At 74.0% G+C, this 22,997-nt stretch carries 16 protein-coding genes; 7 read left to right on the plus strand and 9 right to left on the minus strand.

The window, feature by feature from the left end; genetic code table 11:
• Window position 1 precedes the first annotated feature (1 nt).
• Complete coding sequence (locus tag ACFQ8E_RS20190; RefSeq protein ID WP_430552348.1) at window positions 2-2,242, plus strand: glycoside hydrolase family 3 N-terminal domain-containing protein; 2,241 nt, start codon at window positions 2-4, stop codon at window positions 2,240-2,242.
• A gap of 34 nt (window positions 2,243-2,276) precedes the next feature.
• Here the strand turns inward: ACFQ8E_RS20190 and ACFQ8E_RS20195 are convergent, their stop codons facing one another.
• Entirely contained in the window at window positions 2,277-8,645 is a 6,369-nt protein-coding gene (locus ACFQ8E_RS20195) for a hypothetical protein (RefSeq protein ID WP_430552349.1), read from the minus strand.
• 105 nt (window positions 8,646-8,750) lie between these two features.
• Between ACFQ8E_RS20195 and ACFQ8E_RS20200 the strand changes: the two genes are divergently transcribed.
• The 3 genes from ACFQ8E_RS20200 to ACFQ8E_RS20210 all read left to right on the plus strand — a co-directional run bounded on the left by ACFQ8E_RS20200 (window position 8,751) and on the right by ACFQ8E_RS20210 (window position 12,234).
• Window positions 8,751-9,095, plus strand: a complete 345-nt coding sequence (locus tag ACFQ8E_RS20200; protein WP_430552350.1) for a metal-sensitive transcriptional regulator — start codon at window positions 8,751-8,753, stop codon at window positions 9,093-9,095.
• A gap of 36 nt (window positions 9,096-9,131) precedes the next feature.
• Window positions 9,132-9,497 carry a heavy-metal-associated domain-containing protein gene (locus ACFQ8E_RS20205; protein ID WP_430552351.1) on the plus strand — a complete coding sequence of 122 codons (366 nt, stop codon included), beginning with the start codon at window positions 9,132-9,134 and terminating at the stop codon, window positions 9,495-9,497.
• Between the two features lie 187 nt (window positions 9,498-9,684).
• Window positions 9,685-12,234 carry a heavy metal translocating P-type ATPase gene (locus ACFQ8E_RS20210; RefSeq protein ID WP_430552352.1) on the plus strand — a complete coding sequence of 850 codons (2,550 nt, stop codon included), beginning with the start codon at window positions 9,685-9,687 and terminating at the stop codon, window positions 12,232-12,234.
• Window positions 12,235-12,326: 92 nt separating this feature from the next.
• On the opposite strand, the gene ACFQ8E_RS20215 is transcribed toward ACFQ8E_RS20210, so the two are convergent.
• From ACFQ8E_RS20215 to ACFQ8E_RS20230, 4 genes are read right to left on the minus strand one after another with little or no spacing between them, the layout of a single operon-like run.
• Complete coding sequence (locus ACFQ8E_RS20215) at window positions 12,327-13,118, minus strand: ABC transporter permease (RefSeq protein ID WP_430552353.1); 792 nt, start codon at window positions 13,116-13,118, stop codon at window positions 12,327-12,329.
• Window positions 13,115-14,071, minus strand: a complete 957-nt coding sequence (locus ACFQ8E_RS20220; RefSeq protein ID WP_430552354.1) for an ABC transporter ATP-binding protein — start codon at window positions 14,069-14,071, stop codon at window positions 13,115-13,117. Before ACFQ8E_RS20220 ends, ACFQ8E_RS20215 begins: the two co-directional genes overlap by 4 nt.
• The gene (locus tag ACFQ8E_RS20225) at window positions 14,068-14,370 is read right to left on the minus strand and encodes a transcriptional regulator (protein ID WP_430552355.1); all 303 of its coding nucleotides are present in this window, start codon (window positions 14,368-14,370) and stop codon (window positions 14,068-14,070) included. The genes ACFQ8E_RS20220 and ACFQ8E_RS20225 overlap by 4 nt, the downstream gene beginning before the upstream one ends.
• Entirely contained in the window at window positions 14,363-15,040 is a 678-nt protein-coding gene (locus ACFQ8E_RS20230; RefSeq protein ID WP_430552356.1) for a hypothetical protein, read from the minus strand. The genes ACFQ8E_RS20225 and ACFQ8E_RS20230 overlap by 8 nt, the downstream gene beginning before the upstream one ends.
• A 153-nt stretch (window positions 15,041-15,193) precedes the next feature.
• Between ACFQ8E_RS20230 and ACFQ8E_RS20235 the strand changes: the two genes are divergently transcribed.
• The 3 genes from ACFQ8E_RS20235 to ACFQ8E_RS20245 are packed head-to-tail and all read left to right on the plus strand — an operon-like array spanning window position 15,194 to window position 17,271.
• The gene (locus ACFQ8E_RS20235) at window positions 15,194-16,144 is read left to right on the plus strand and encodes an SPFH domain-containing protein (protein ID WP_430552357.1); all 951 of its coding nucleotides are present in this window, start codon (window positions 15,194-15,196) and stop codon (window positions 16,142-16,144) included.
• A complete protein-coding gene (locus tag ACFQ8E_RS20240) occupies window positions 16,141-16,428 on the plus strand; it encodes a hypothetical protein (RefSeq protein ID WP_430552358.1) in 288 nt (95 codons plus the stop codon). Before ACFQ8E_RS20235 ends, ACFQ8E_RS20240 begins: the two co-directional genes overlap by 4 nt.
• A 48-nt stretch (window positions 16,429-16,476) precedes the next feature.
• A complete protein-coding gene (locus ACFQ8E_RS20245; protein ID WP_430552371.1) occupies window positions 16,477-17,271 on the plus strand; it encodes a CPBP family intramembrane glutamic endopeptidase in 795 nt (264 codons plus the stop codon).
• 46 nt (window positions 17,272-17,317) lie between these two features.
• On the opposite strand, the gene ACFQ8E_RS20250 is transcribed toward ACFQ8E_RS20245, so the two are convergent.
• From ACFQ8E_RS20250 to ACFQ8E_RS20265, 4 genes are read right to left on the minus strand one after another with little or no spacing between them, the layout of a single operon-like run.
• Window positions 17,318-19,054 carry a dipeptide ABC transporter ATP-binding protein gene (locus ACFQ8E_RS20250; protein WP_430552359.1) on the minus strand — a complete coding sequence of 579 codons (1,737 nt, stop codon included), beginning with the start codon at window positions 19,052-19,054 and terminating at the stop codon, window positions 17,318-17,320.
• Entirely contained in the window at window positions 19,051-20,142 is a 1,092-nt protein-coding gene (locus ACFQ8E_RS20255) for an ABC transporter permease (protein WP_430552360.1), read from the minus strand. Before ACFQ8E_RS20255 ends, ACFQ8E_RS20250 begins: the two co-directional genes overlap by 4 nt.
• Window positions 20,142-21,185, minus strand: a complete 1,044-nt coding sequence (locus tag ACFQ8E_RS20260) for an ABC transporter permease (protein ID WP_430552361.1) — start codon at window positions 21,183-21,185, stop codon at window positions 20,142-20,144. Before ACFQ8E_RS20260 ends, ACFQ8E_RS20255 begins: the two co-directional genes overlap by 1 nt.
• A gap of 21 nt (window positions 21,186-21,206) precedes the next feature.
• Window positions 21,207-22,850: an ABC transporter substrate-binding protein gene (locus ACFQ8E_RS20265; RefSeq protein ID WP_430552362.1), complete on the minus strand. Its 1,644-nt coding sequence runs from the start codon at window positions 22,848-22,850 to the stop codon at window positions 21,207-21,209.
• Between the last annotated feature and the right edge of the window lie 147 nt (window positions 22,851-22,997).

Consider the following 22,997-nt stretch of genomic DNA (forward strand, 5'->3'; position numbering starts at 1 on the left):
CATGACCGACCTGCCGTACCGCGACCCGTCCCTGTCCCCCGCCGAGCGCGTGGACGACCTGCTGCGCCGCATGACGCTGCCCGAGAAGGTGGGGCAGATGCTGCAGCTCAACGCGATGGACGACCTCGAGGACATCGTCGTCGGGCGGCTGGCGGGGTCGATCCTGCACGCGTCGCCGTCGCGCGTCGTCGAGGCGATCGAGCTGGCGCGCGGCACGCGGCTGGCGATCCCGCTGCTGGTGGCCGACGACGCCATCCACGGGCACGGGTTCTTCCCCGGCGCGACGGTCTTCCCCAGCCAGCTGGGGATGGCGGCGACCTGGGACCTCGACCTGGTGGAGCGGGCGGCGCGGGCGACGGCGGTCGAGGCCGCCGCGACCGGCCTGCACTGGACGTTCTCCCCCGTGCTGTGCGCGACGCGCGACCTGCGCTGGGGCCGCGTCAACGAGACGTTCGGCGAGGACTTGTACCTCATCGGGGAGCTGGGCGCCGCGATGGTGCGCGGCTACCAGGGCGACGGGCTGACCGACCCCACCGCCGTCCTGGCGACGGCGAAGCACTTCGCCGGCTACTCCGAGACGCAGGGCGGCCGCGACGCCACGGAGGCCGACCTCACGCCACGCAAGCTGCGCTCCTGGTTCCTGCCGCCGTTCGAGCGCGTGGTCCGCGAGGGCGTGCGCACCGTGATGATCGGCTACCAGGCCATCGACGGCGTCCCGATCACCACGAGCCGCTGGCTGCTGCAGGGCGTGCTCAAGGACGAGTGGGGCTTCGACGGCACCCTCGTCACCGACTGGGACAACGTGGGCCGCATGGTGTGGGAGCAGTTCGTCAGCCCCGACCACGCCGCCGCGTCGGCCGCCGCCGTCGGCGCCGGCAACGACGTGATCATGGCGACGCCGAGGTTCTTCGAGGGCGCGCAGGAGGCCGTCGCCGACGACCGGATCGACGTGGCACGGCTCGACGACGCGGTACGGCGCGTCCTGCGCCTCAAGGTCGACCTCGGGCTGTTCGAGGACCCGCGCGCGCCCGTCGCCGAGCGCATCGAGGCGGTCGTCGGGTCCGCCGCGCACCGCGACCTGGCGCTCGACGTCGCGCGCGGCTCCCTCGTGCTGCTGGAGAACGACGGCACGCTGCCGCTCGACCCGGCCCGCCCGCACCGCGTCGCCGTCGTGGGGCCGAACGCCGACGACCCGCACGCCCAGCTCGGCGACTGGGCGGGCGCGTCGGGCCAGGTGAGCTGGATCCGCGACGGCCACCCGCGCGAGCTGACCGAGACGGTGCTGGACGGGCTGCGCGCCGTCGCGCCGGCGTCGTGGGAGGTCACCTGCGCCCGGGGCGCGAACGTCGTGGAGCTGGGCCCCGACCCGGACGGCACCCACTACCCCGACGGGCAGCCCCGGCCGCCGGCCGCGCTGCCCGCCCCGTCCGACCCGGCCCTGCTGGCCGAGGCGGAGGAGGCGGCCCGCGCCGCGGACGTCGTCGTCGCCGTGCTGGGCGACGAGGTCGCGCTCGCCGGCGAGGGGAAGTCCACCGCCACCCTGGAGCTCCAGGGCGGCCAGGTGGAGCTGCTGGAGCGGCTGGTCGCGACCGGCACGCCCGTGGTCGTCGTCCTCGTCGCCTCCAAGCCGCTCGTGCTGCCCGCGGCCGTGGCCGAGGCCGCCGCCCTGGTGCACGCCGCCAACCCCGGCATGCGCGGCGGCCGGGCCGTCGCGGAGCTGCTGCTCGGGCTGGTCGAGCCGACCGGCCGCCTGCCGATCTCCTACGCCCTGCACGCCGGGCAGCAGCCCGTCTTCTACCACCAGGTGCGCGGCCAGCACGGCACGCGGTACGCCGACCTCACGCAGCGCCCGCCGTACGTGTTCGGCGAGGGCCGGTCGTACACGACCGTCGAGTACTCGGGTCTCGTGCTGGACGCCGCCGACGTGGCGGCCGACGGCGTGGTGCGCGGCCGCGTCACCGTGGCCAACACCGGCCTTCGCCCGGCGGTCGAGACCGTGCAGGTCTACGTGAGCGACAAGGTCACGTCGGTGACGTGGGCCGACCGCGAGCTCAAGACGTTCCGCCGCGTGCCGCTGGCGCCCGGCGAGCGCGTCGTCGTCGAGGTCGAGGTGCCCGCCACGGACTGCACGATCGTCGACGCCGCCGGCCGCCGCGTCGTCGAGCCCGGCGAGTTCGAGCTGCTCGTCGGCCCGAGCTCGCGCCGCGACGACCTCCTGGTCGCTCCCTTCCGCATCTCCTGACGGCTTCCGGCGCGGGGCCTCCTCGTCGGCGCGGTCAGCCCTCCCGGCGGCGCCGCGCGGCGGCGAGCAGCGCGAGCCCGACACCGGTCACGACCAGCGCCGCGATCACCCACCCGACCACCTGCGCGCCCGTGACCGGCAGCGGCCCGGACGCCGACGGGGGCGCGGTCGTCGTGCCACCGGGGTCCCCGGGGCCGGGCGGCACCGCGGGGGCGCCCGACGTGGGGCCGGGCGACGACGGCACGCCGGACGGGCTGGGCGAGGGGTTCGGGGACGCGCTCGGCGACGGGCTCGGCGACGGGCTCGGCGAGGGGCTCGGCTCCACGATGAGGATCTGCACCTCGTCGGTGTCGTTGGGTTCGACCGTGTCCGGCTCGTCGTGGGTGACGACGCCGTCCACGGGCAGCACGTCGCCGGGGCTGCCGGTCGCCGTCCCGACGACCCGGTACACGACCGCCTCGCCCGGCGCGAGGTCCCCGACGTCGAGCGTCAGCGAGCCGACCACCCCGTCGGGCGGCTGTGGCCTCCCGGCCGGCCAGGACACCGCCACCCCGCTGTAGTCCGTGAGCCCGGGCGGCACGTCGAGCACGGCCACGACGTCGGTGGCGTCCCCGGGCCCCTCGTTGCGCACCGTCGCGGTGAGCTCCGCACGCTCGCCGGACAGGTGGGTCTGCGTGGGCGGCGACAGCACCAGCGAGACGTCGGTGCCCGGCGGCGCGACGACCTCGCCGCAGCTCTCGCCCTCGTTGTCCGCGGCGGCCGGGTCGAGGGAGCCGGAGCCGACCAGCGCCGAGTTGCACAGGTTCTCGCCCGCCTGGTCGGCGGCCACGTCGAACGTCACGAGCACCGACGCCGACTCCCCCACCGGGATCCGGCCCACCGGACAGCGCACGATCGTCTCGGTGTCGCCGTTCGGGAGGCCGTGCGTCTCCGGGACGGGACAGTCGGCGCCGCCCTCGAGCTCCGCGGACACGAACGTCATGCCGCCGGGCACGGTGTCCGACACGACGACGTCCTCGGCGACGGACGGCCCGGCGTTGCGCATCGTCAGCCGCCACGTCGCCGGGCTCCCGGCGACCATCGGGTGCGGTTCGACGAGGTCCTTGACGAGGCTGGTGTCCGAGACGTGCTGGACGGTCAGCGTCAGCGGGGCCTCGTTGTCCTCCTCCGTGGTCTCCGGCGTGTCCGAGCGGATCACCGCCCGCCCGGAGTAGCTGCCCGCGGGGGTGTCGCCGGGGACGTGCACGGTCACGACGTTGGTGGTCGCGCCCCCTGCCTCCCACCGCGCCCCGGGCGTCAGGGGCTCGCAGTGCAGCACGTACCGGAAGTCCTCCCACGACGCCGTCGTGGGGTCGTCGGGCGGCGTGCGGTTCCAGGTGCAGTCGTTGAACGGCACGTCGACGCTGTCCGCGTAGGGCACGAACCCGGGCGGGAAGACGGTGTCGCCGTTCGTCCCGTCGGCGGTGGACGGGCCGTTGTTCACGGCGAAGCCGGTGAACGTCACGTCCTGGCCGGCCGCCGGCGTCAGCGTGCTCGCGGAGGCGGAGATACCGAGGTTCGTCACGCGCCGCACGTCGACGTCGGCCGTGGCGGTGTTGTCGTCCGGCGCGGCCTCGTTCGCCAGCAGGCCGACCGTGGCGGTGTTCGTCGCCGTGCCCGCCGCCAACGTGTCCGGCGTCGAGGCCACCACGTGGATCGTGGCCGAGCCGCCCGCCGGGACCGCGCCCAGCCGGCACGCGATCTCCTGCCCGGGCCCGTCGGGCACCTGCGGCCGGGCCTCGGTCTCGTCCACCGGCGTCGTCTGCGGCGGCGTGCACTCCGACAGGGCGTCCACCAGCGTGAACCCGGCCGGCAGGGAGTCGGTGACGACCGCGTGCTCCACGCCGGACGCCCCCGAGTTCACGACGGTCAGCGTGTACCCGACCGTACCGCCCGCGTTGACGGTGGCCGCGTCGGGCGTCTTGACCAGGTGGAGGTCGGCGATCTCGACGACGTCGACCGCGGCGGCGTCCTGCACGCTCGTCGCGCCGCCGGCCAGCGGGGTGCCGGTGGTGGCCGTGGCGGTGTTCGGCACCTGCTCGGCGAACCGGTCGCCCCCGTTGAGGTTGTTGGCGTCCGGGTCCAGCGTGCCGTGCACGGTGACGACCACCGGGGCGGGCGCGGTCGCCCCCGACCAGCCGTGCACCGTGCCGAGCGAGCACGAGAGCGCGCTGCGCACGCCCCCGCCCGGCTCCACCACGGGGGTGATCGTGCAGGTTCCGCTGCCGGTGCTGGCCCCGGTGGCGACGAAGCCGAGCGGCAGCAGGTCCTCGACGACGACGTCCTGCGCGTCCGCGTAGCCCGCGCCGGGCCGGGCGGCCTCGGGCACGGCGACCGCGATGCGGTAGGTGAAGGCGCCGCCGGCCACGAACGAGTCGTGCGTGCCGGTGGCCTCGTCCGGGTTGGGGACGGTGCCGGTCGCCGTCTTGGTGACGGCCAGGTCGGTCACGGGGGCGCCCACGACGGTGGACGCCTGCTGCGTGTTGTTCGTGAGGTCGGTGTCCGGGGTGGAGCTCGAGACCTGCGCCGTCTTCACGTAGGTGCCCGGGTCGACGTAGCTCGCCACCTCCAGGACGTAGTCGATGTCGACCGACTCGCCGGGCGCGAGGTCACGGCCGTCCAGGGTGCAGACGATCTCCCGTGCCGTCGCGGTGCAGTCCGTGGGCAGCGTCCCGGGGTCCACGAGCACGCCGTCCTCGGTGCGCTCGATGCGCAGGGTCACGTCGCGGGCGACCGACGGCCCCTCGTTGGACACCGTGAGGTGGACCCGGCGATGGGTGGCGGGGCCGGTCGCGTCCGGGTCCACGGGCTCGACGGAGAGCCCGGTGACCGCCACGTCCGCCTCGGCGACCACGGTGCTGGACGCCTGCGCGCTGTTGTTCGCCAGGTTGTTGTCGGGGTTGGTCTCCATGTTCCCCGTGACGACCGTGGCCGCGTTCACCAGCGTGGCCCCGGCCGCGACGTCCGGCGCCACGTCGACCGTGACCTCGACCGTCGCCGACGCCCCGGCGTCCAGGTTGGCCCCCAGCTGGCAGGTGAGCGTCTGCCCGCTGGTGCCGCAGGTGACGCTCTGACCGCCGCCGGAGGTGACGGTCGCGCCCTGGAAGGTCATGCCGTCCGGCAGCGTGTCCGTGAGGACCGGGCGGAGGGCGGCGAGGTTCTCGGTGACGTCGGCGGGGTCGTTCGTGTTGGTCACGACGAGGTCGTAGGTGGCGGTGCCGCCGGCCGTCACCGTGGCGTCCGCCGTCTTGGCGAGCGACAGGTCCACGAACGGGAGCCCGCTGAGCGTCCACGACGCCTCGTCGTTCGACGGGTCGGTGTCCCCCGGCGCGTCGATCGTGACCGTCTGCACGACGTCCGGACCGCCCGCGAGCACCTCGTCGGCCTGCATCGCCACGGTGACGACGGCGGTCTCGCCGGGCGCGACCGGGCCGGGCACCGTGCACGTGAACCCGTCCGCGGTGACGTCCGCCGCGCACCCGGTGACGGGGTCCGCCCCGCGCAGGTCCAGCGCGTCCGGCAGGGTGTCGCTCACGTCGATGTCGCGCGCCGCGGACGGGCCGTTGTTGGTGATCGTGATCCGGTAGTCGACCGGCCGCGGCGCCTCGGCCGGCAGGGTCGTGCGGTTGGCCGTCTTGGTCACGGCGAGGTCGTACTCGGCGCGCACCGCGGTGTCGGACGTGGCGGTGTCGTTCCCGCCCGCCGGGTCGGTGGACGTGGACGTCGCCGTCGCGGTGTTGCGGAGCGTGCCGGTCGTCCCGGGCGCCACGAGGCCGGTCACCGTGATCGTCACCGCCGCTCCCGCCGTGCCCGCGCCGGCGGACGGCAGGGCGCCGACCGGGCACGTGACCGTCCGGTCCTCGACGGTGCACGCGTCGCCGCGGGACGTCGTCGCCCCGATGCCGGTGACCCCGTCGGGGACGGCGTCCGTGACCACCACCCCGGTCGCGTCCGCGGGCCCGTAGTTCGTGGCGGTCACCGTCCACGCGATGCTCCGGCCCGCCACCACGTCGGCCGGGCCCGCCTTGGTGACCCGGACGTCGGCCTCCGGGTCGCCCGCCGTCACGGTCGCCGTCGCGGTGTTGTCGCCGGTCGCCTGGTCGGGCGTCGCCGACGTCACGGTCGCCGTGTTGCCGACCGTGACGCCCTCCGTGAGGTTCGTCGCGAGCGTCCCCGTCACGGTCACGGTCGCCGTCGCGCCCGCGGGGAGCGTGTCGAGCGTGCAGGTCGCCCCGCGGCCGGTCGGCTCCTCGCACGCGGGGGCCGACCCGTCCGCCGACGTGATCGTCGCGCCGGTGAGCGTGGCCCGGCCGGCGTCGTCGAGCGCGTCGGTGATCCGCACGGCACGTGCGTCGGACGGCCCGGCGTTCGACACCCGGAGGGTCCAGGTCGTCTCGGCGCCCGGGCCGGCCGTCGTCGGGGACGCCGTCTTGGTGACCGACAGGTCGGCCCGCCGCGCGAGCGTGACGGTGGCGCCGGAGACGTTGTTCGCGGGCGTCGGGTCCAGGGACGACGTGCTCACCGTCGCGACGTTGGTCAGGGACGTCGCCGTCGAGCCCGACGACGTCGTGCCGGTGAGGGTCACGGTCGCGGTCGCCCCGTCGGCGAGGTCACCGAGCGCGCAGCTCACGGTCCCGTCGGCCACGGCGCAGGTCCCGGCCGTGGACGTCGCGGTCACGCCGTCCCAGCCGGCGGGCACCGGGTCCGTGACCGTCACGTCCGTGGCGGCGTTCGGCCCGTCGTTGCGGACGACGAGCGTCGCGGTCACGTCCTGACCGACCGCCGCCGGGTCGGGGGACATCGTCTTGGTGACCGACACGTCGGCCTGCCGCGCCACGTCCACGCTCGCGGGCGGGGTCGTGTAGCGCGCCGCCGTCCCGGTGGTCGCCGTCGCGTAGTCGAGGTTCGCGAGGTTTGCGACGGTGGTCCCGCCCGCGTCGTCGTCCAGCGTCACCTGGAACGCGTAGGCGGGCGCCGCGCCGATGTCGACCGTGCCCCCGGCCGACGCCGTCGCCCCCGTCCCCACGCGGACGCGCACCGTCCGCCCGTCGACCTCACCCCGGTCGTCGCCCGCGCCGTCGGTGAGCCCGCCCGGCGGCGACACCGGCGACGCGAGGTAGCGCAACGACCCCGGCACGTAGGAGGTGCCGGGCGGCAGGTCGTCCTCCGACACGGCGTCGACGGCGGGGTCCTGCCCCGTGTTGGAGTAGTGGACCGTGTACTCCAGCGTGTCGCCCGGGCGGGCCGGACTGTGCCCGCTGAGGTTCACGACCGTCTTGGCCGACGCCGTGAAGTCGGGGGCGTAGAGGTTGATCGCCAGGCCCACCACCCCCGGGTAGTAGACGTCCCCGTTGCTGGAGAACGTGAAGGTCGCGCTCGTGGCGCCGTTCGGGATCACCCCCGAGGCGCCGAGGTTCTTCACGTCGAACCCGAGCATGTTCCGGTGCGCGGGCGTGCGCGTGGCGACCGACGACCCGTTGGTGTCGTTGGTGGAGTCGAAGAAGTTGGAGCCCGGCGACGCCGCCGTCGCCAGCTGGGTGCTGTCGAGCCTCGTGTAGTCGCCGGTCTGCGACAGGTCGCCCTCGTAGGCCACCATCGTCAGCTGCGCGTCGACCGTGCCCGACCGGGGCGCGAGGAACCCCGAGACCTGCACCGACTGCGGGCTCCTGTTGCTCACGACGTCGAACCCGTCGAACACCGTGAGGTTGCGCAGCGGCAGGCCGGGGGCCGAGTACGCGACCGTGAGCGCCCAGCCGGCGTACCGGTCCTGCCCGGTCGCAGCGGCGACGTTCGCGCCCCAGTAGCTCCCGTTGCCCGCGGACCTGACGATCGCCGTGACGTCGGCGAACCGCTGGTACGCGCCGTAGCTCGAGGTGTTCGGGCCGAACTGGTCGCGGGCCGCCGTCGACGCCGCGACCGTGCGGTAGCCGGAGTCCCCGGGGGCGCGCAGCGACATCGCGCCGATCGCGCTCGCGGACGCGCTCTGCCCTCCGGCGCCGGCGTCCAGCCGCGCGCCCCAGTACAGGCCCGCCCACAGCACGGTCGCGCCCTCGGGCAGGTCGAGCCGGGACGCGGACGAGTTCGTCGTCCCGGGCGTCCCGTCGGCGTCGAGCTGCGTCATGGTGAAGGCGTTGTTGTCCGCGGCCGCACCGTTCTGCGCGCTCGTGCAGGACGAGGACGCGCTGCACGTCAAGAGGTTGTTGCCGACGGTCGTGAGCGCGCCGTTGGCGTTGGTCGAGAACTTGACCGTGAACGGCTGCGTGGGTGCCGCCGACGCGGGCGCCGCCGCGGGCAGCGTGAGGGTGACGAAGGCCAGCGCGAGCGCACCCAGGGCCGCAGCCGCACGCCGGATCGCAGTACCCATGCCGCCTCCGCCCTTCATGGCGAGACTAGGGGCAGGCGGCGGTGCAGGCGCGGGCAGCCGGGGCCGACGGCTTGACACGGTACCCCCTAGGGGTATGGTGGACCCATGACCGACACCGGCACGCCCCTCCCCGACCTCGCGGCCGACGGCGGCCACCCGCACGACGGGCCGCACGGCTACGCCTCCGACAAGGAGGCCTACCTCAAGCGCATGCGCCGCATCGAGGGTCAGGTGCGTGGCATCGCCCGCATGATCGACGAGGACGTGTACTGCATCGACATCCTCACCCAGGTGTCCGCCGTGACCAAGGCGCTGCAGGCCGTGTCGATCGGCCTCGTCGAGGACCACCTGGGCCACTGCGTCGTCGACGCCGCCCGCGCCTCCGAGGCCGAGGGCGCCGCGAAGGTCAAGGAGGCCGCCGACGCCATCGGCCGCCTCGTCCGTTCCTGATCCACCCGCCGATCCACCCTCGACGAAGGAGCACGTATGAGCACCGTCACCACCCTGGGCGTCACCGGCATGACCTGCGCCAACTGCGTCGCGCACGTCACCAAGGACCTCTCCGCCGTCCCGGGCGTCGTCGACGTCAGCGTCGAGCTGCACGTCGGCGGCACCTCCGACGTCGCGGTCTTCTCCGACGCCCCGCTCGACGAGGCCGCGCTGCGCGAGGCCGTGGACGAGGCCGGGTACGACGTCGCGTCTGTCGCCGTCCAGCAGGACGCGCTCGCCGCCCAGCAGGCCGCGCAGGCGCCCGCCCGGCAGCACGCCCACGACGGGGCCTGCGGCTGCGGCCACGAGCACGCCGCGCGCGAGCACAAGACGTACGACCTGACCGTGCCCCCGCGCGCCTGAGCCGCACCGCTCGCCCCCGCGAGCCACCCCGCGGACCGCCTGCCGAACCGTCGCCCGCTCCCCGAGCGTCCGCGACCCAGGCCCTCCGCGCCGCGCCGTCGTCGCCCCGACCCGGCGCCCCCACCGCGACCCCGCCACCCCGGTCGTCGCGGGTGACCTCCACCCAGCACCTCAGGGAGTCACCCTCATGAGCACCCCCACGTCCTCGCCGGTCGCCCCGGCAGGACCCGCCCCGGCCACGCCGCCGATCCTCGAGATCGACCTCGCCATCGAGGGCATGACCTGCGCCTCGTGCGTGGCCCGCGTCGAGAAGCGGCTCAACCGCGTCGACGGCGTCACCGCCACCGTCAACCTGCCGCTCGAGAGCGCGCACGTCGAGCTCACGTCGCCCGTCGACGACGCCGCGCTGGTCGAGGCCGTCGAGAAGGCCGGCTACGGCGCCCGCGTCACCGGCCGCCGCGACGTCGCCCGGCCCGTGCCGGACCCTCAGCCGGCTCCGGTGCACCCCGAGCCCGACACCTCCGCCACCGCACCCGACCTGTCCGACGCGCAGCGCGCCCCGGCCCGCCCGTCGTCGGACACGTCGGCTCCGGGCGACGCCCGCGGGGCCGACCTGCGCCGGCGGCTCGTCGCGTCCGCGGTGCTCACCGTGCCGGTGGTGGCGCTGTCGATGATCCCCGCGCTGCAGTTCACGGGCTGGCAGTGGCTGGTCGCCGCCGCCGCGCTGCCGGTCGTGACGTGGGGCGCGTGGCCGTTCCACACCGCGGCGGCGCGGGCCGCCCGGCACGGCGCGTCCACGATGGACACCCTGGTCTCGCTCGGCGTCATCGCCGCGACCCTGTGGTCGGTGTGGGCGCTCACGCTCGGCGGCACGGGCGAGCTCGGCATGCGGATGCGGCCGTCGCTGATCCCGTCCGAGTCCGGCGGCACCCCCGAGCTGTACTTCGAGGTCGCGGCCGTCGTCACGACGTTCCTGCTCGCCGGCCGGTACGCCGAGCACCGCTCGCGCCGCCGCGCGGGCGACGCCCTGCGCTCCCTGCTGGAGCTGGGCGCCAAGGACGCCGAGCGGGTGCGGCTCGCCCCCGACGGCACGCCGCTGACCGGGCCCGACGGCGGGCGCGTCACCGAGCGCGTGCCCGTCGCTGACCTCGCCGTCGGCGACGTGTTCGTCGTGCGGCCGGGCGAGAAGGTCGCCACCGACGGCGAGGTCGTCGAGGGCGCGAGCGCCGTCGACACCTCGCTGCTCACGGGCGAGCCGGTCCCGGTCGACGTCGGCCCCGGGGACGCCGTCACCGGCGCGACCGTCAACACGTCCGGCCACCTGCTGGTGCGCGCGACCCGCGTGGGCGAGGAGACGACGCTCGCGCAGATCGGCCGGCTCGTCTCCCAGGCCCAGACCGGGAAGGCGCCCGTCGCCCGGCTCGCCGACCGCATCTCCGCCGTGTTCGTGCCGATCGTCATCGGGCTGTCCGTGCTCACCCTGGTGGGCTGGCTGCTGGCCGGCGCCGACGTGCAGCTCGCGTTCACCGCCGCCGTCGCCGTCCTGATCATCGCCTGCCCCTGCGCCCTCGGGCTGGCGACGCCCACCGCGCTGCTGGTCGGCACCGGCCGCGGCGCGCAGCTCGGCATCCTCATCAAGGGCCCGGAGATCCTGGAGTCCACCCGCCGCGTCGACACCGTCGTGCTCGACAAGACCGGCACCGTCACCGAGGGCCGCATGGAGGTGGAGCGCGTCGTCGCCGGCGCCGCCGGCGAGCGAGAGGTGCTCGCCTACGCCGGCGCAGTCGAGGCACTCAGCGAGCACCCGATCGCCCACGCGGTGGCGGCCGCCGCCACGGAGCTGTCAGGACGAGCGCAAGGTACGCCGCGCGCGGAGCCTGACACGTCCGGGGGGACGGGGGCGGACGGCGTCGGGATCGGCGCGCTGCAGGCGTTCGACTTCCGCGCCACGCCGGGCGGCGGCGTCGAGGCGGTCGTGCGACGGGCGCACTCGGGCCTCACCGGGCTGGGGGTCGACGGCGGGCTCAACGCCCGGCGCGTGCTCGTCGGGCAGCCCTCGTGGCTGGCCGGGCAGGGCGTCGCGTTCGACGGCGACGGGACGGACGGGCTGGCCGCCGCGTTCGACGACGCCGAGGCGACCGGGGCGAGCGCCGTCGTCGTCGCGTGGGACGGCGCGGCCCGCGGCGTCGTCGTGCTGCGCGACCCGGTGAAGGCGACCTCCGCCGAGGCCGTCCGCGAGCTGCGCGACCTCGGCCTGCGGCCCGTGCTGCTCACCGGCGACGGCGAGGGCGCGGCCCGCGTCGCCGCCCGCGAGGTCGGCATCGCCGACGAGGACGTCATCGCCCGCGTGCTCCCGCAGGACAAGGCCGCGGTCGTGACCCGGCTGCGCTCCGAGGGCCGGGTCGTGGCGATGGTCGGCGACGGCGTGAACGACGCCGCCGCGCTCGCCACCGCCGACCTCGGGCTCGCGATGGGCACGGGCACGGACGTCGCGATCGAGGCGAGCGACATCACGCTCGTGCGCGGCGACCTGCGCTCGGCCCCCGCCGCCGTCCGCCTGTCGCGCGGCACGCTGCGCGTGATCAAGCAGAACCTGTTCTGGGCGTTCGCCTACAACGTGGCGGCGATCCCGCTCGCCGCGGCGGGGCTGCTCAACCCGATGATCGCCGGGGCGGCCATGGCCGCGTCGTCCGTCATCGTCGTCGGCAACTCGCTGCGCCTGCGCCGGGCCGGCTGACCCCTGCTGACCCGCGTGTGCCGTGAGCATGTCGGTGGCCCTGTTCCGGTCGCGGAACAGGGCCACCATCATGCTCGCAGCACGGGCCCCGGTCAGCGGAAGCGGCGACCCTCGTCGCGGCGGTAGGCGCCGACGGCCAGGACGGCGAACAGCAGCGTCCAGCCGAGCAGCACCACCCACGCGAGCCCGTAGGCGGGCTCGCCGGTGAGCGCCTGCACCAGCAGGTCACGACCGGCGCGTGTCGGCGTGGCCTGCGAGATCGCGTCCAGCCACGACGGGAACGCCTGCGGCGGCAGGAACAGGCCGCCCGCGAACGCCAGCGGGAACAGCACCGCCTGCACCACCGGCAGCGCGGCCTTGGCGGACAGCGAGTAGCCCACGGCCATGCCCAGCAGCACGAACGGCACGGAGACCAGCAGGATCGTGCCCACCCCGGCGAGCAGCTGCCCGAACGTCACCGTCGCGGCGGTGAACAGCCAGCCGATGAGGATGAGCGGCACCAGCCCGAACAGCGCGAAGATCGCGCCGTTGCCGATCCGCGCGACCATCCGCGGGCCGGGGCCGGCGGGCAGGGAGCGCAGGAACGGGTCGAACGGGAGCTGCCGGTCCTCCGCCACGCCCAGCCCGTAGGTGAACAGGCTGGCCGAGCAGACGGCGAACAGGCCGAGGCTCGCCACCGACATCGTGGCCCAGAGCGGGTTGTTCGCGACGTCGCGCTGCGGCACGACGAAGAAGAACATCGCCAGCGCGGGGAACAGCATGTTGCCCAGCACCGCGATGGGCACGCGCACCGTCTCGAGGAACTGGTAGCGCAGGTGCAGCCAGGTCAGCCGCAGCGGTCCCGGGGCCGTCCCCGCCCGGGCGGGGGTCGTCGTCGCGCTCATCGTGCCGCCTCCGTCACCATCTCCTCGAACGCCTCCTCGAGGCTCGCGCCCCGGATGCGGAGGTCGTGGAAGTCCACGTCGTCGCGCACCAGCGACCGGACGAGCTCGTCGGCGTCCGCCGTGTACAGCTCCTGCGTGCCGTCGTCGAGGCGTTCCGCGCGCACGACGCCGGGCCACGCGGCCAGGTCGGCCGTCGCCCGCAGCGCCACGCGCCGCAGGCCCACACGCCGCAGGATGGCGTCGAGCGTGTCGTCCGCCCGCACCACGCCGCGGTCGATGACGACGACGCGCTGCGCCAGCGCCTGCACCTCCTCGAGGTAGTGGCTGGTGAGCAGCACCGTGCCCCCGGCCGCATGGTAGGCGCGGACGGCGTCCCACAGCGCCTGGCGGGCGCCGACGTCGAGGCCGGTGGTGGGCTCGTCGAGCAGGACGACGCGCGGCCGCCCCACGAGCGACAGCGCGACGGCGAGCCGCCGCTTCTGCCCGCCGGACAGCGCCCCCGTCTGCCGCCGCGCCAGGTCGGTGAGCCCGAACTGCTCCAGCAGCTCGCCGGTGGGCACCGGGTCGGCGAAGTGCCCGCCGACGAAGTCGACGACCTCGCCCACCCGCAGCGTGGCGGGCAGCCCCGTCTCCTGCGGGGTGATGCCGAGCCCGGCGCGGCTGGCGGCGTCGCGCGGGTCGCCGCCCAGCAGGCGCACGGTGCCGGCGTCCGGGCGGCGCTGGCCGCTGACCAGCGAGAGCAGCGTGGACTTGCCGGCGCCGTTGGGCCCGAGCAGGCCCACGAGCTCGCCGGGGCCGACGTCGAGCGACACGTCGTCGAGCGCGACGACGTCGCCGAACCGCCGGGTGACGCCGCGCACGGCGACGACGGCCGCGGCGGGGGGCGCGGCGGGGGGTGCGAGCGGCGCCCCGGCCAGGGCGGGGGCGCGCTCCGGGGGTCGGGTGCGGGTCATGATCCGGCTCCTCTCAGCAGGCCGGTGAGGGCCTCTTGGTAGTCCTCGAAGGCGCGACGCCCGTGCGGGGTGAGCGCGAGGTACGTCGCGGGGGTACGACCCTCGTGGGTCTTGGTGACGCGGACGTAGCCCGCGTCCTCGAGCTTGCGCAGGTGGGTGGACAGGTTGCCGGCGGTCATGTCGAGCAGCTTCTGCAGCTTGGGGAAGCTCAGCTCGTCACCGGCGTCCAGGGCGGCGAGCGTCGCGACGACCCGGAGCCGGGCGGGCGCGTGGATGACCGGGTCGAGGGCGTCAGCCACGGCCCACCTCCGCGTCCGCGCGGCGCCGGCGGCGGCGCCGCACGATCCGCAGGTGCTCGACGGCGGCCATCACGAGGAAGCCACCGCCGCCCGCGAACGCCATCACCAGGTAGGTGAGGGGCAGGCCGGCGAGCGTGGCGGCCGCGGCGACCAGCAGGATCCACGCGCCGAGGACGAAGAGGCTGCGGTCGTCGAACGCGACCGCCCCGCCCAGGTACAGGAGCCCGACCACGAGGCACGCGCCCCCGTTGCTGACCAGGCCCATGAGCTCGCCGTCGGCGCCGGCGCGGGCGAGCCCACCGAGGAACGCGCTGAAGGTGAGGAAGCCGAGCATCCACGCCCAGCCGTACATCGCGCCCGTGCGGGCGGAGACGCCGCGTGTGCCCGAGGTGCGACTCATGGTGTGCACCATGGTGAAGACGACGGCCGCCGCGAGCGCGCCGGCGAAGACCCAGTACGCCCAGGCCTCCGGCTGCTCGCGTCCCTGCGCGCTGGACCACAGCACCAGGTAGCCGGCGAGCCACGCGACGCCCCACACCCCGTAGAGCGCGCGGCCGTCCGGCCCGAGGGCGGCACGGGCGCGGTCCTGCTGCTCGCGGATGAGCCGCAGGGAGTCGGCGGCGGCCAGCCCGGCGTCGTCGTCGCCGGGACGGTCAGGGTGGTCGGTCATCGCTACCTCGCAGAGGACTGAACAGAGAACTTTGCGTTGCAAACTGCTTTGTCGATCATGCCACCGAGCAGCTCCACGCACAAGATCCCAGTAATGTGATATCACTTTGCTATCGCATCGCCGGACCGCCCGGCCCCGAGCACAGGAGCTGCCATGCCCGAGAGCACCACCCCCGTCCAGGACTCCGTGGGCGGCGAGCCCACCGGACGGCCCGTCGGCCACGACGGCACCCGCGTCGACGTCGCGGAGCGCCCCGCCTGGTCCGTCGGCGCGGGCGGCGCCGTCCTCGGCGTGGTCGTGTCGCTGCTCGTCCTGGCCCTCGGCACGCTCGGCGCCGTCTCGAGCGACGCCCCGGCCATGGTGGGGGTGCTGGCGGTCGGCCTGCTGCTCGCGCTCGCCGTGCTCACCGGCATCTCGGTGATCAGCCCCGGCGAGACGCTGGTCGTGCAGCTCTTCGGCCGCTACCTCGGCACGATCCGTCGCACGGGCCTGGTCATGACCGTCCCGCTCAGCACGAGGCGCCGCGTCTCCGTGCGGGTGCGGAACTTCGAGACCAGCGAGCTCAAGGTCAACGACGCCGACGGCAACCCCATCAACATCGCCGCGATCGTCGTCTGGCAGGTCGCGGACACCGCCAGGGCGAGCTTCGCCGTCGAGGACTACGACGACTTCGTCTCCGTGCAGGCGGAGTCGGCGCTGCGGCACGTCGCCATGTCCCACCCGTACGACGGCGGCGACGGCGTCGAGTCGCTGCGCGGCGCCACGGAGCTCGTGTCCGGGGAGATCGCGACCGAGGTCGCGGCCCGCGTCGCCGTCGCAGGCGTCGAGGTCGTCGAGGCCCGCATCTCCAACCTCGCCTACGCCCCCGAGATCGCCCAGGCCATGCTGCAGCGCCAGCAGGCCGGCGCGATCATCGCCGCCCGGTCGCGCATCGTCGAGGGCGCCGTCTCGATGGTGGAGGACGCGCTGAACCGCCTCGAGTCGGACGGCGTCGTCACGCTCGACGACGAGCGCCGCGCCACCATGGTGTCCAACCTGCTGGTGGTGCTGTGCGGCGAGAGCCGCGCCACGCCCGTCGTCAACGCGGGATCGCTGTACCAGTGACGCCCGCCGCCCCTGCACCGGGGGACGTGCCCGGGGACGACTCCGCGTCCCCGGGCACCGAGCGCCCTGAGGGTCCCGGGCGCCCCGCCCGGCCTGCACGCAAGCAGGTGCTGCTGCGCCTCGACCCCGCGATCCACGACGCCGTCGCCCGCTGGGCCGCCGACGACCTGCGCAGCGTCAACGCCCAGATCGACCTGCTGCTGCGCCGCGCGCTCAAGGACGCCGGTCGGCTGCCGCGCGACGCGGCACCCGCCCGGCGTCCGGGCCGTCCCCCGTCCACCTGATCGTCCAGGGGCGGGTGCTATAACCGGACGGTGGCCGACCCGCAGACGATGACGCCCGCGGCGCGACGCCGCACCACCGCCGAGATCTGGATCGTGCTGGGCCTCAGCCTGGGGCAGAGCGGCGTGTACGCGCTGGTCAACATCGTCGCGCGGCTCACGGCCGAGACCCCGCTCGCACAGCAGTCCGCGACCCTCAACGCGAGCCAGTCCGACCGCTCGCTGCTCGACCTCACCTACCAGCTGCTGGGGATCTTCTTCGCGCTGGTCCCGGTCGCGCTGGCGCTGTACCTGCTCAGCGGGCGGGCCGGCGCCACGTGGCGGGGCACGCGTCGCCGGATCGGCCTCGACTGGGGTCTCGAGGGAGCCCGGCCGGGCCGCGACGTCGCGTGGGGGTTCGCGCTCGCCGCCGCCATCGGCATCCCGGGCCTCGCGTTCTACGGCCTCGGCCGCCTGCTCGGCATCACCGTCCAGGTGCAGGCCAGCGCCCTGAACGAGCACTGGTGGACGGTGCCGGTCCTGATCGTCGCCGCCCTGCAGAACGGGCTGCTCGAGGAGGTCGTGGCCGTCGCGTACCTGCACGAGCGCACCCGCGACCTCGGCTGGTCCCGCCTGTGGTTCGTCGTGTGGAGCTCGTTGCTGCGCGGCTCCTACCACCTGTACCAGGGCATCGGGCCGTTCTTCGGCAACGTCGTGATGGGCGTCGTCTTCTCCTGGTTCTACACCAGCCGCTGGGGGCGGCAGCGGGTCGTGCCGCTCGTCGTCGCGCACACCCTGCTCGACGTCGTCGCGTTCGTCGGCTACGCGCTCCTGCCGCAGGAGTGGAAGGACGCGCTCGGTCTCTGACCCCCGCCGAGGTAGCTCGTCTCGAACTACCTCGGCGGGAGACGAGCTACCTCGGCGTGCGCAGGGCGTGCAGCCCCTCGCGGTGCGCGGCCTGCGCCTCCGGGTCGGGCAGCGGCAGCGAGGCCAGCAGCTGCTTGGTGTAGTCCTCGCGCGGACCGCCCAGCACCTGCTCGCCCGTCCCCTCCTCGACCAGGTGCCCGCGGTAGAGCACCGCGATGCGGTCGGCGAGCAGGTCCACGACGGCCAGGTCGTGCGACACGAAGAGGCAGGCGAAGCCCAGCTCCTTCTGCAGCTCGGCGAAGAGCTCCAGGACGCGCGCCTGCACGGACACGTCGAGGGCCGACGTCGGCTCGTCGGCGATGAGCAGCTCCGGGTCGAGCGCCAGGCCGCGCGCCAGCGACGCGCGCTGCCGCTGCCCGCCGGACAGCTCGTGCGGGTACCGGTCGCCGTAGCTGCGGGGCAGCTGGACGGCCTCCAGCAGCTCGTCGACACGACCGCGCGCGGCCTCCGGGTGGCGTGCCCGCCCGTGCACGACCAGCGGCTCGGCCACGCACTCGGCGATGGTCAGCAGCGGGTTGAACGACGTGGCCGGGTCCTGGAAGACGAAGCCCAGCCGCGGGCGCATCGCCTTGAGGTCACGCCCCTTGGCGCCGAGCATCTCCGTGCCGAGCACGCGCAGCGACCCGCCGCTGACGGGCGTGAGCCCGGCGATCGCGCGGGCGATCGTCGTCTTGCCCGATCCCGACTCCCCCACCAGCCCGAGCACCTCGCCCGGACGGATCGCGAGGTCCACGCCGTCCACGGCCGTGAACGCCGGCTGCCGGAACCGGCCCGGGTAGGTGATGGTCAGCCCCTCGGCCCGCACCACCGGCTCCGACGACTCCCACCCCGCGGGCCGGGCCGCCGCGCGCTCGACGGCGCGGGCGGTGCCCTCCCCGACGCGCGGCACGGCCTTCAGCAGCGCCCTCGTGTAGTCGGCCTGCGGGTCGGCGAACAGGTCCTTGACCGGCGCCTGCTCCACGACCTTGCCCTGGTACATCACGGCGACGCGGTCGGCCAGGTCCGCCACCACGCCCATGTTGTGCGTGATGAGCACGATGGCGGTGCCCGTCTCGTCGCGCAGGTGGCGCAGCAGGTCGAGGATCTCGGCCTGGACGGTGACGTCCAGCGCCGTCGTCGGCTCGTCCGCGACGATGAGGCTCGGCCCCAGCACCAGCGCCATCGCGATGACGATGCGCTGCTTCTGCCCGCCCGAGAACTGGTGCGGGTAGTGGTCCACGCGGTGCTCCGGGTCGGGGATGCCGACCGTGCCGAGCACCTCGATCGCCCGCCGCCGCGCCTCCTTCTTCGACACGTCGCCGTGCGCCCGGATGCCCTCGGCGATCTGCCACCCCACCGTGTACACGGGGTTGAGCACGCTGGACGGCTCCTGGAACACCATCGCCACGTCGCGGCCGCGCACCTGGCGCAGCTTCGCCGCCGAGACGGCGACGACGTCCGTGGTCGCGCCGTCGCGCCCGGTGAGCACGACGGCGCCGCTCGTGGTGGCCGTCTCCGGCAGGAGGCCCAGGATGGTCTTGGCCGTGACGGTCTTGCCCGAGCCGGACTCGCCGACGACGGCGAGCACCTCCCCCGGCTGGACGTCGAGGCTCACGCCGGCGACGGCCCGCACCGGGCCGGCGTCCGTGGCGAACGAGACCTCGAGGTCCCTGACCGACGCGACGGCGCCGTTCGACGCGAACGCGCCGTTCGACGCTGCGGCGCTCGATGCGACGGCGCTCATGCGTCGTCTCCCTTCGGGTTCTCCTGCGAGTGCTCGGCGGACGCCGGGTTCTCCGGGTCGGAGGCGTCCGCCTCGACCGACGTCGCCGCGACCGCCCCCGCCACCTTGCCGGAGCGTGCGCGCGAGCGCAGGCGCGGGTCGGCCAGGTCGTTGAGCGACTCGCCCATGAGGGTCATGCCCATCGCCGCGAGGACGATGGCGAGACCCGGGAACAGCGCGGTCCACCAGATGCCGGAGGTGACGTCGGCGAGCGAACGCTGCAGGTCGTAACCCCACTCGGCGGCCGCCGTCGGCTCGATGCCGAAGCCGAGGAAGCCGAGCCCCGCGAGCGTGAGGATCGCCTCCGACGCGTTGAGCGTGACGATCAGCGGCAGCGTGCGCGTGGAGTTGCGCAGCACGTGGCGGGTCATGATGCGCCAGTGCCCGGTGCCGAGCACGCGCGCCGAGTCGACGAACGCCTCCGCCTTGATCCGCACCACCTCGGCGCGCACCACCCGGAAGTACTGCGGCACGAACACCACGGTGATCGACAGCGCGGCGGCGAGGATGCCGCCCCACATGCTCGACTGCCCGCCCGAGATGACGATGGCGAGCAGGATCGCGAGCAGCAGCGACGGGAACGCGTAGATCGCGTCCGCGATCACCACGAGCACCCGGTCGAGCCAGCCGCCGAAGTACCCCGACACCAGGCCGAGCAGCACGCCCACGACGATCGACGCCACGACCGCGACCAGCACGACGAGCAGGGACGTCTGCGCGCCCCACACCACGCGGGACAGGACGTCGTAGCCGCCGACGGTGGTACCGAACCAGTGCTCCGCCGACGGCGGCTGCTGGGCACCGAACGCGACGCCGTCCCCGCTGCGCAGCTGCGACCAGCCGTACGGCGCCAGGAGCGGCGCGAAAACCGCGACCAGCACGAACAGCGTCGTCAGGACGAGGCCCGCGACGAGCATGCCCCGCTGGAGCCCGACGCTCTGGCGCACCTGATGCACCACCGGCAGCTTCTTGAACCAGGCCCCGCGTCCGGCGACGTGCTCGGGGGCGGCGCCGGCCGTGCCGACGCTCGTGATCTCTCCGCTGGTCATCAGTACCTCACCCTCGGGTCGATCAGGGCGGCGAGGACGTCCACGAGGAAGTTCGTCACCGCCACGACCACGGCCATCAGCACGACGATCCCCTGCACGGCGACGAAGTCGCGCGCCTGGAGGTACTCCGACAGCTGGAAGCCGAGGCCGCGCCACTCGAACGTGGTCTCGGTGAGCACGGCGCCCACGAGCAGCATCGCGACCTGCATGCCGGCCACGGTGATGATCGGGATGAGCGCCGGACGCCACGCGTGCTTGCGCACGAGGCGGCTCTCCTTGACGCCCCGCGAGCGGGCCGCGTCGATGTAGCCGGTGCCGAGGGTGCCGATCATGTTGGTGCGCACGAGGCGCAGGAACACGCCGGCAGTGAGCAGGCCGAGCGCGATCGCCGGCAGCGCGGCGTGCGACAGCACGTCGAGCACGACCTCGGGGTCGCCCGTCTTGAACGCGTCGATCAGCATGAACCCGGAGTCGGCCCCGGCGAGCTGCATCGCGATCTCCCCGTCGGTGGACACGCGCCCGGCCACCGGGAACCAGCCCAGCCAGACGGAGAACACCAGCTTGAGGACGAGGCCGGCGAAGAACACCGGCGTCGCGTACGCGAGGATCGCGAGGATGCGGAGCACCGCGTCCGGCAGACGGTCGCGGAAGTAGCCGCTGACCATCCCGAACGGGACGCCCAGCACGAGAGCCACGAGGATCGCGTAGGACGCGAGCTCCAGCGTCGCCGTCCCGTAGGTGGTGAGCACCTCGGTGACCGGCCGGTTGTCGCTGATCGTGGTGCCGAAGTCGCCGGAGAAGATCCCGGTGAGGTACTCCCAGTACTGGACGATGATGGGTCGGTCGTAGCCGGCCGCATGGATCAGCTCGGCGAGCTGGTCGGGCGGAAGCTTGCCGCCCAGTGCGGCGGTGATGGGGTCACCGGTCGCGCGCATGAGCACGAAGACGGTGGTGACCAGGATGAACACGGTGGGGATGATGAGCAGGAAGCGCACCAGGACGTAGCGTCCCAGTGCGCTTCCTGCCGTGCTACGGGCAGCCACGAGAAGAGCTCAGTCCGTCTCTCAGCCCTTGGCCATCGCGGCGTAGCGGACCTTGAACGACGCGTCGAGCGTGTCCTCGACGCCCGTGACGTCGGCGCCGGTGACCGCGACCTGCGCACCCTGCAGGTACGGGACGGTCGACAGGTCCTCGGCCTCGGCCTCCTGGATCTGGCCCAGGAGCTCGGTGCGCTTCGCCTCGTCGGCCGTGACGGCCTGCTCGAGGATCATGTCCTCCACGTCCTGGTTCACGTAGTGGTTGCCCAGGAAGTTCTCCTTGAGGAAGAACGGCGTGAGGTAGTTGTCCGCGTCCGAGTAGTCCGGGAACCAGCCGAGCTGGTAGGCCGGGTAGACGTCGGACGTGCGGTCCTTGGAGTACTGCACCCACTCGGTGGTCTGCAGGTTGACCGTGAACAGGCCGCTCTCCTCGAGCTGGTCCTTGATGAGCGCGTACTCGTCGCCCGACGACGGGCCGTAGTGGTCGTTCGAGTACTGCAGGTTCAGCTCGACCGGGGTGGTGACGCCGGCGTCGTCGAGGCGCTTCTTCGCCGCGTCGGCGTCGGCGCCGCCCTGACCGTCGCCGTACATCTCCTTGAGGGGCTCCGTGGCGCCGGTCAGGCCGTCCGGGACGAAGGAGTACAGCGGGGTGTAGGTGCCCTTGTAGACCTGGTCGGCCAGGGCCTCGCGGTCGATGAGGTCGGCGACGGCCTGACGCACCGCGGTCGCCTTCTCGGGGTCGGCGTCCGGCTGCTTCTCGCCGTAGGGCTGGGTGTTGAAGTTGAACGTGATGTAGCGGATCTCGCCGCCGGGCCCGTCGACGACCTTCACCGCGTCGTCGCCGCGCAGGTCCTCGATGTCCGTGGGCGACAGCGAGCGGAGGGCGACATCCACCGAGCCGTCCTGCACCTCGAGCTTGAGGTTGGAGGCGTCCGTGAAGTACTTGGCGGCGACCTTCGGCGTCTTGGCCGCGCCGAGGATGCCCTGGTAGCCGTCGTACGCCTCGTAGCTGATGAGCTCGTTGGTCTTGTAGCTCGTGATCGAGTACTGGCCGGCGAACGCCTTGCCGTCGACGATCTCCTGGTCCGGCGTCACGGCGTCGGCCGAGAAGACGTCCTCGTCCACGATGGGGCCGACCGGGGACGACAGGATCTGCGGGAAGATCTGGTCGTTCTCGCTCTTGAGCTTGAAGACGACGGTCGTGTCGTCCGGCGTCTCCACCGAGTCGAGGTTGTACAGCAGCGACGACGGGCCGTTCTCGTCCGCGATCGCGAGCTGGCGGTCGAAGGTGAACTTGACGTCGGAGGACGTGAGGTCGTTGCCGTTGGCCCACTTCAGGCCCGGCTTGAGCTTGACCGTGTACTCCTTGGGCGACGTGAACTCCGCCGACTCCGCGATGTCCGGCTCCACGTCGGGGCTGCCGTACGGGGTGTTCAGGAGGAACGGGTAGATCTGGTTCATCACCGCGAACGACCCGTTGTCGTACGACCCGGCCGGGTCGAGCGACGTGATCTTGTCCGTGGTACCGACGACCAGCGACTCGGCGCTGCCTCCGCCGCCGCCGCTCCCGCCGTCGCCGGAACCCCCGCCGCACGCGGTCAGCACCAGCGCGAGCGCTGCGGTTCCTGCGGCGCCGGCAAGCAGCCGTCGCGAGCCTCTGATGGCACTCATGGTCGTGGTCCCCTTCGTCCAGGCCGGCCGCGGCGGGTGGCCGCGGACTCGTCACGATGCGGGCGTTTCTAGCACACCGGTGTGTCGCCGTGGTCACGGGCGTGGGTCACACCCTGGCCGGTGATCGCATCGTGGTCCGGGAACCTA

It is taken from the genome of Isoptericola sp. NPDC056573 (assembly GCF_042793335.1).
Classification (GTDB): Bacteria; Actinomycetota; Actinomycetes; order Actinomycetales; family Cellulomonadaceae; genus Isoptericola.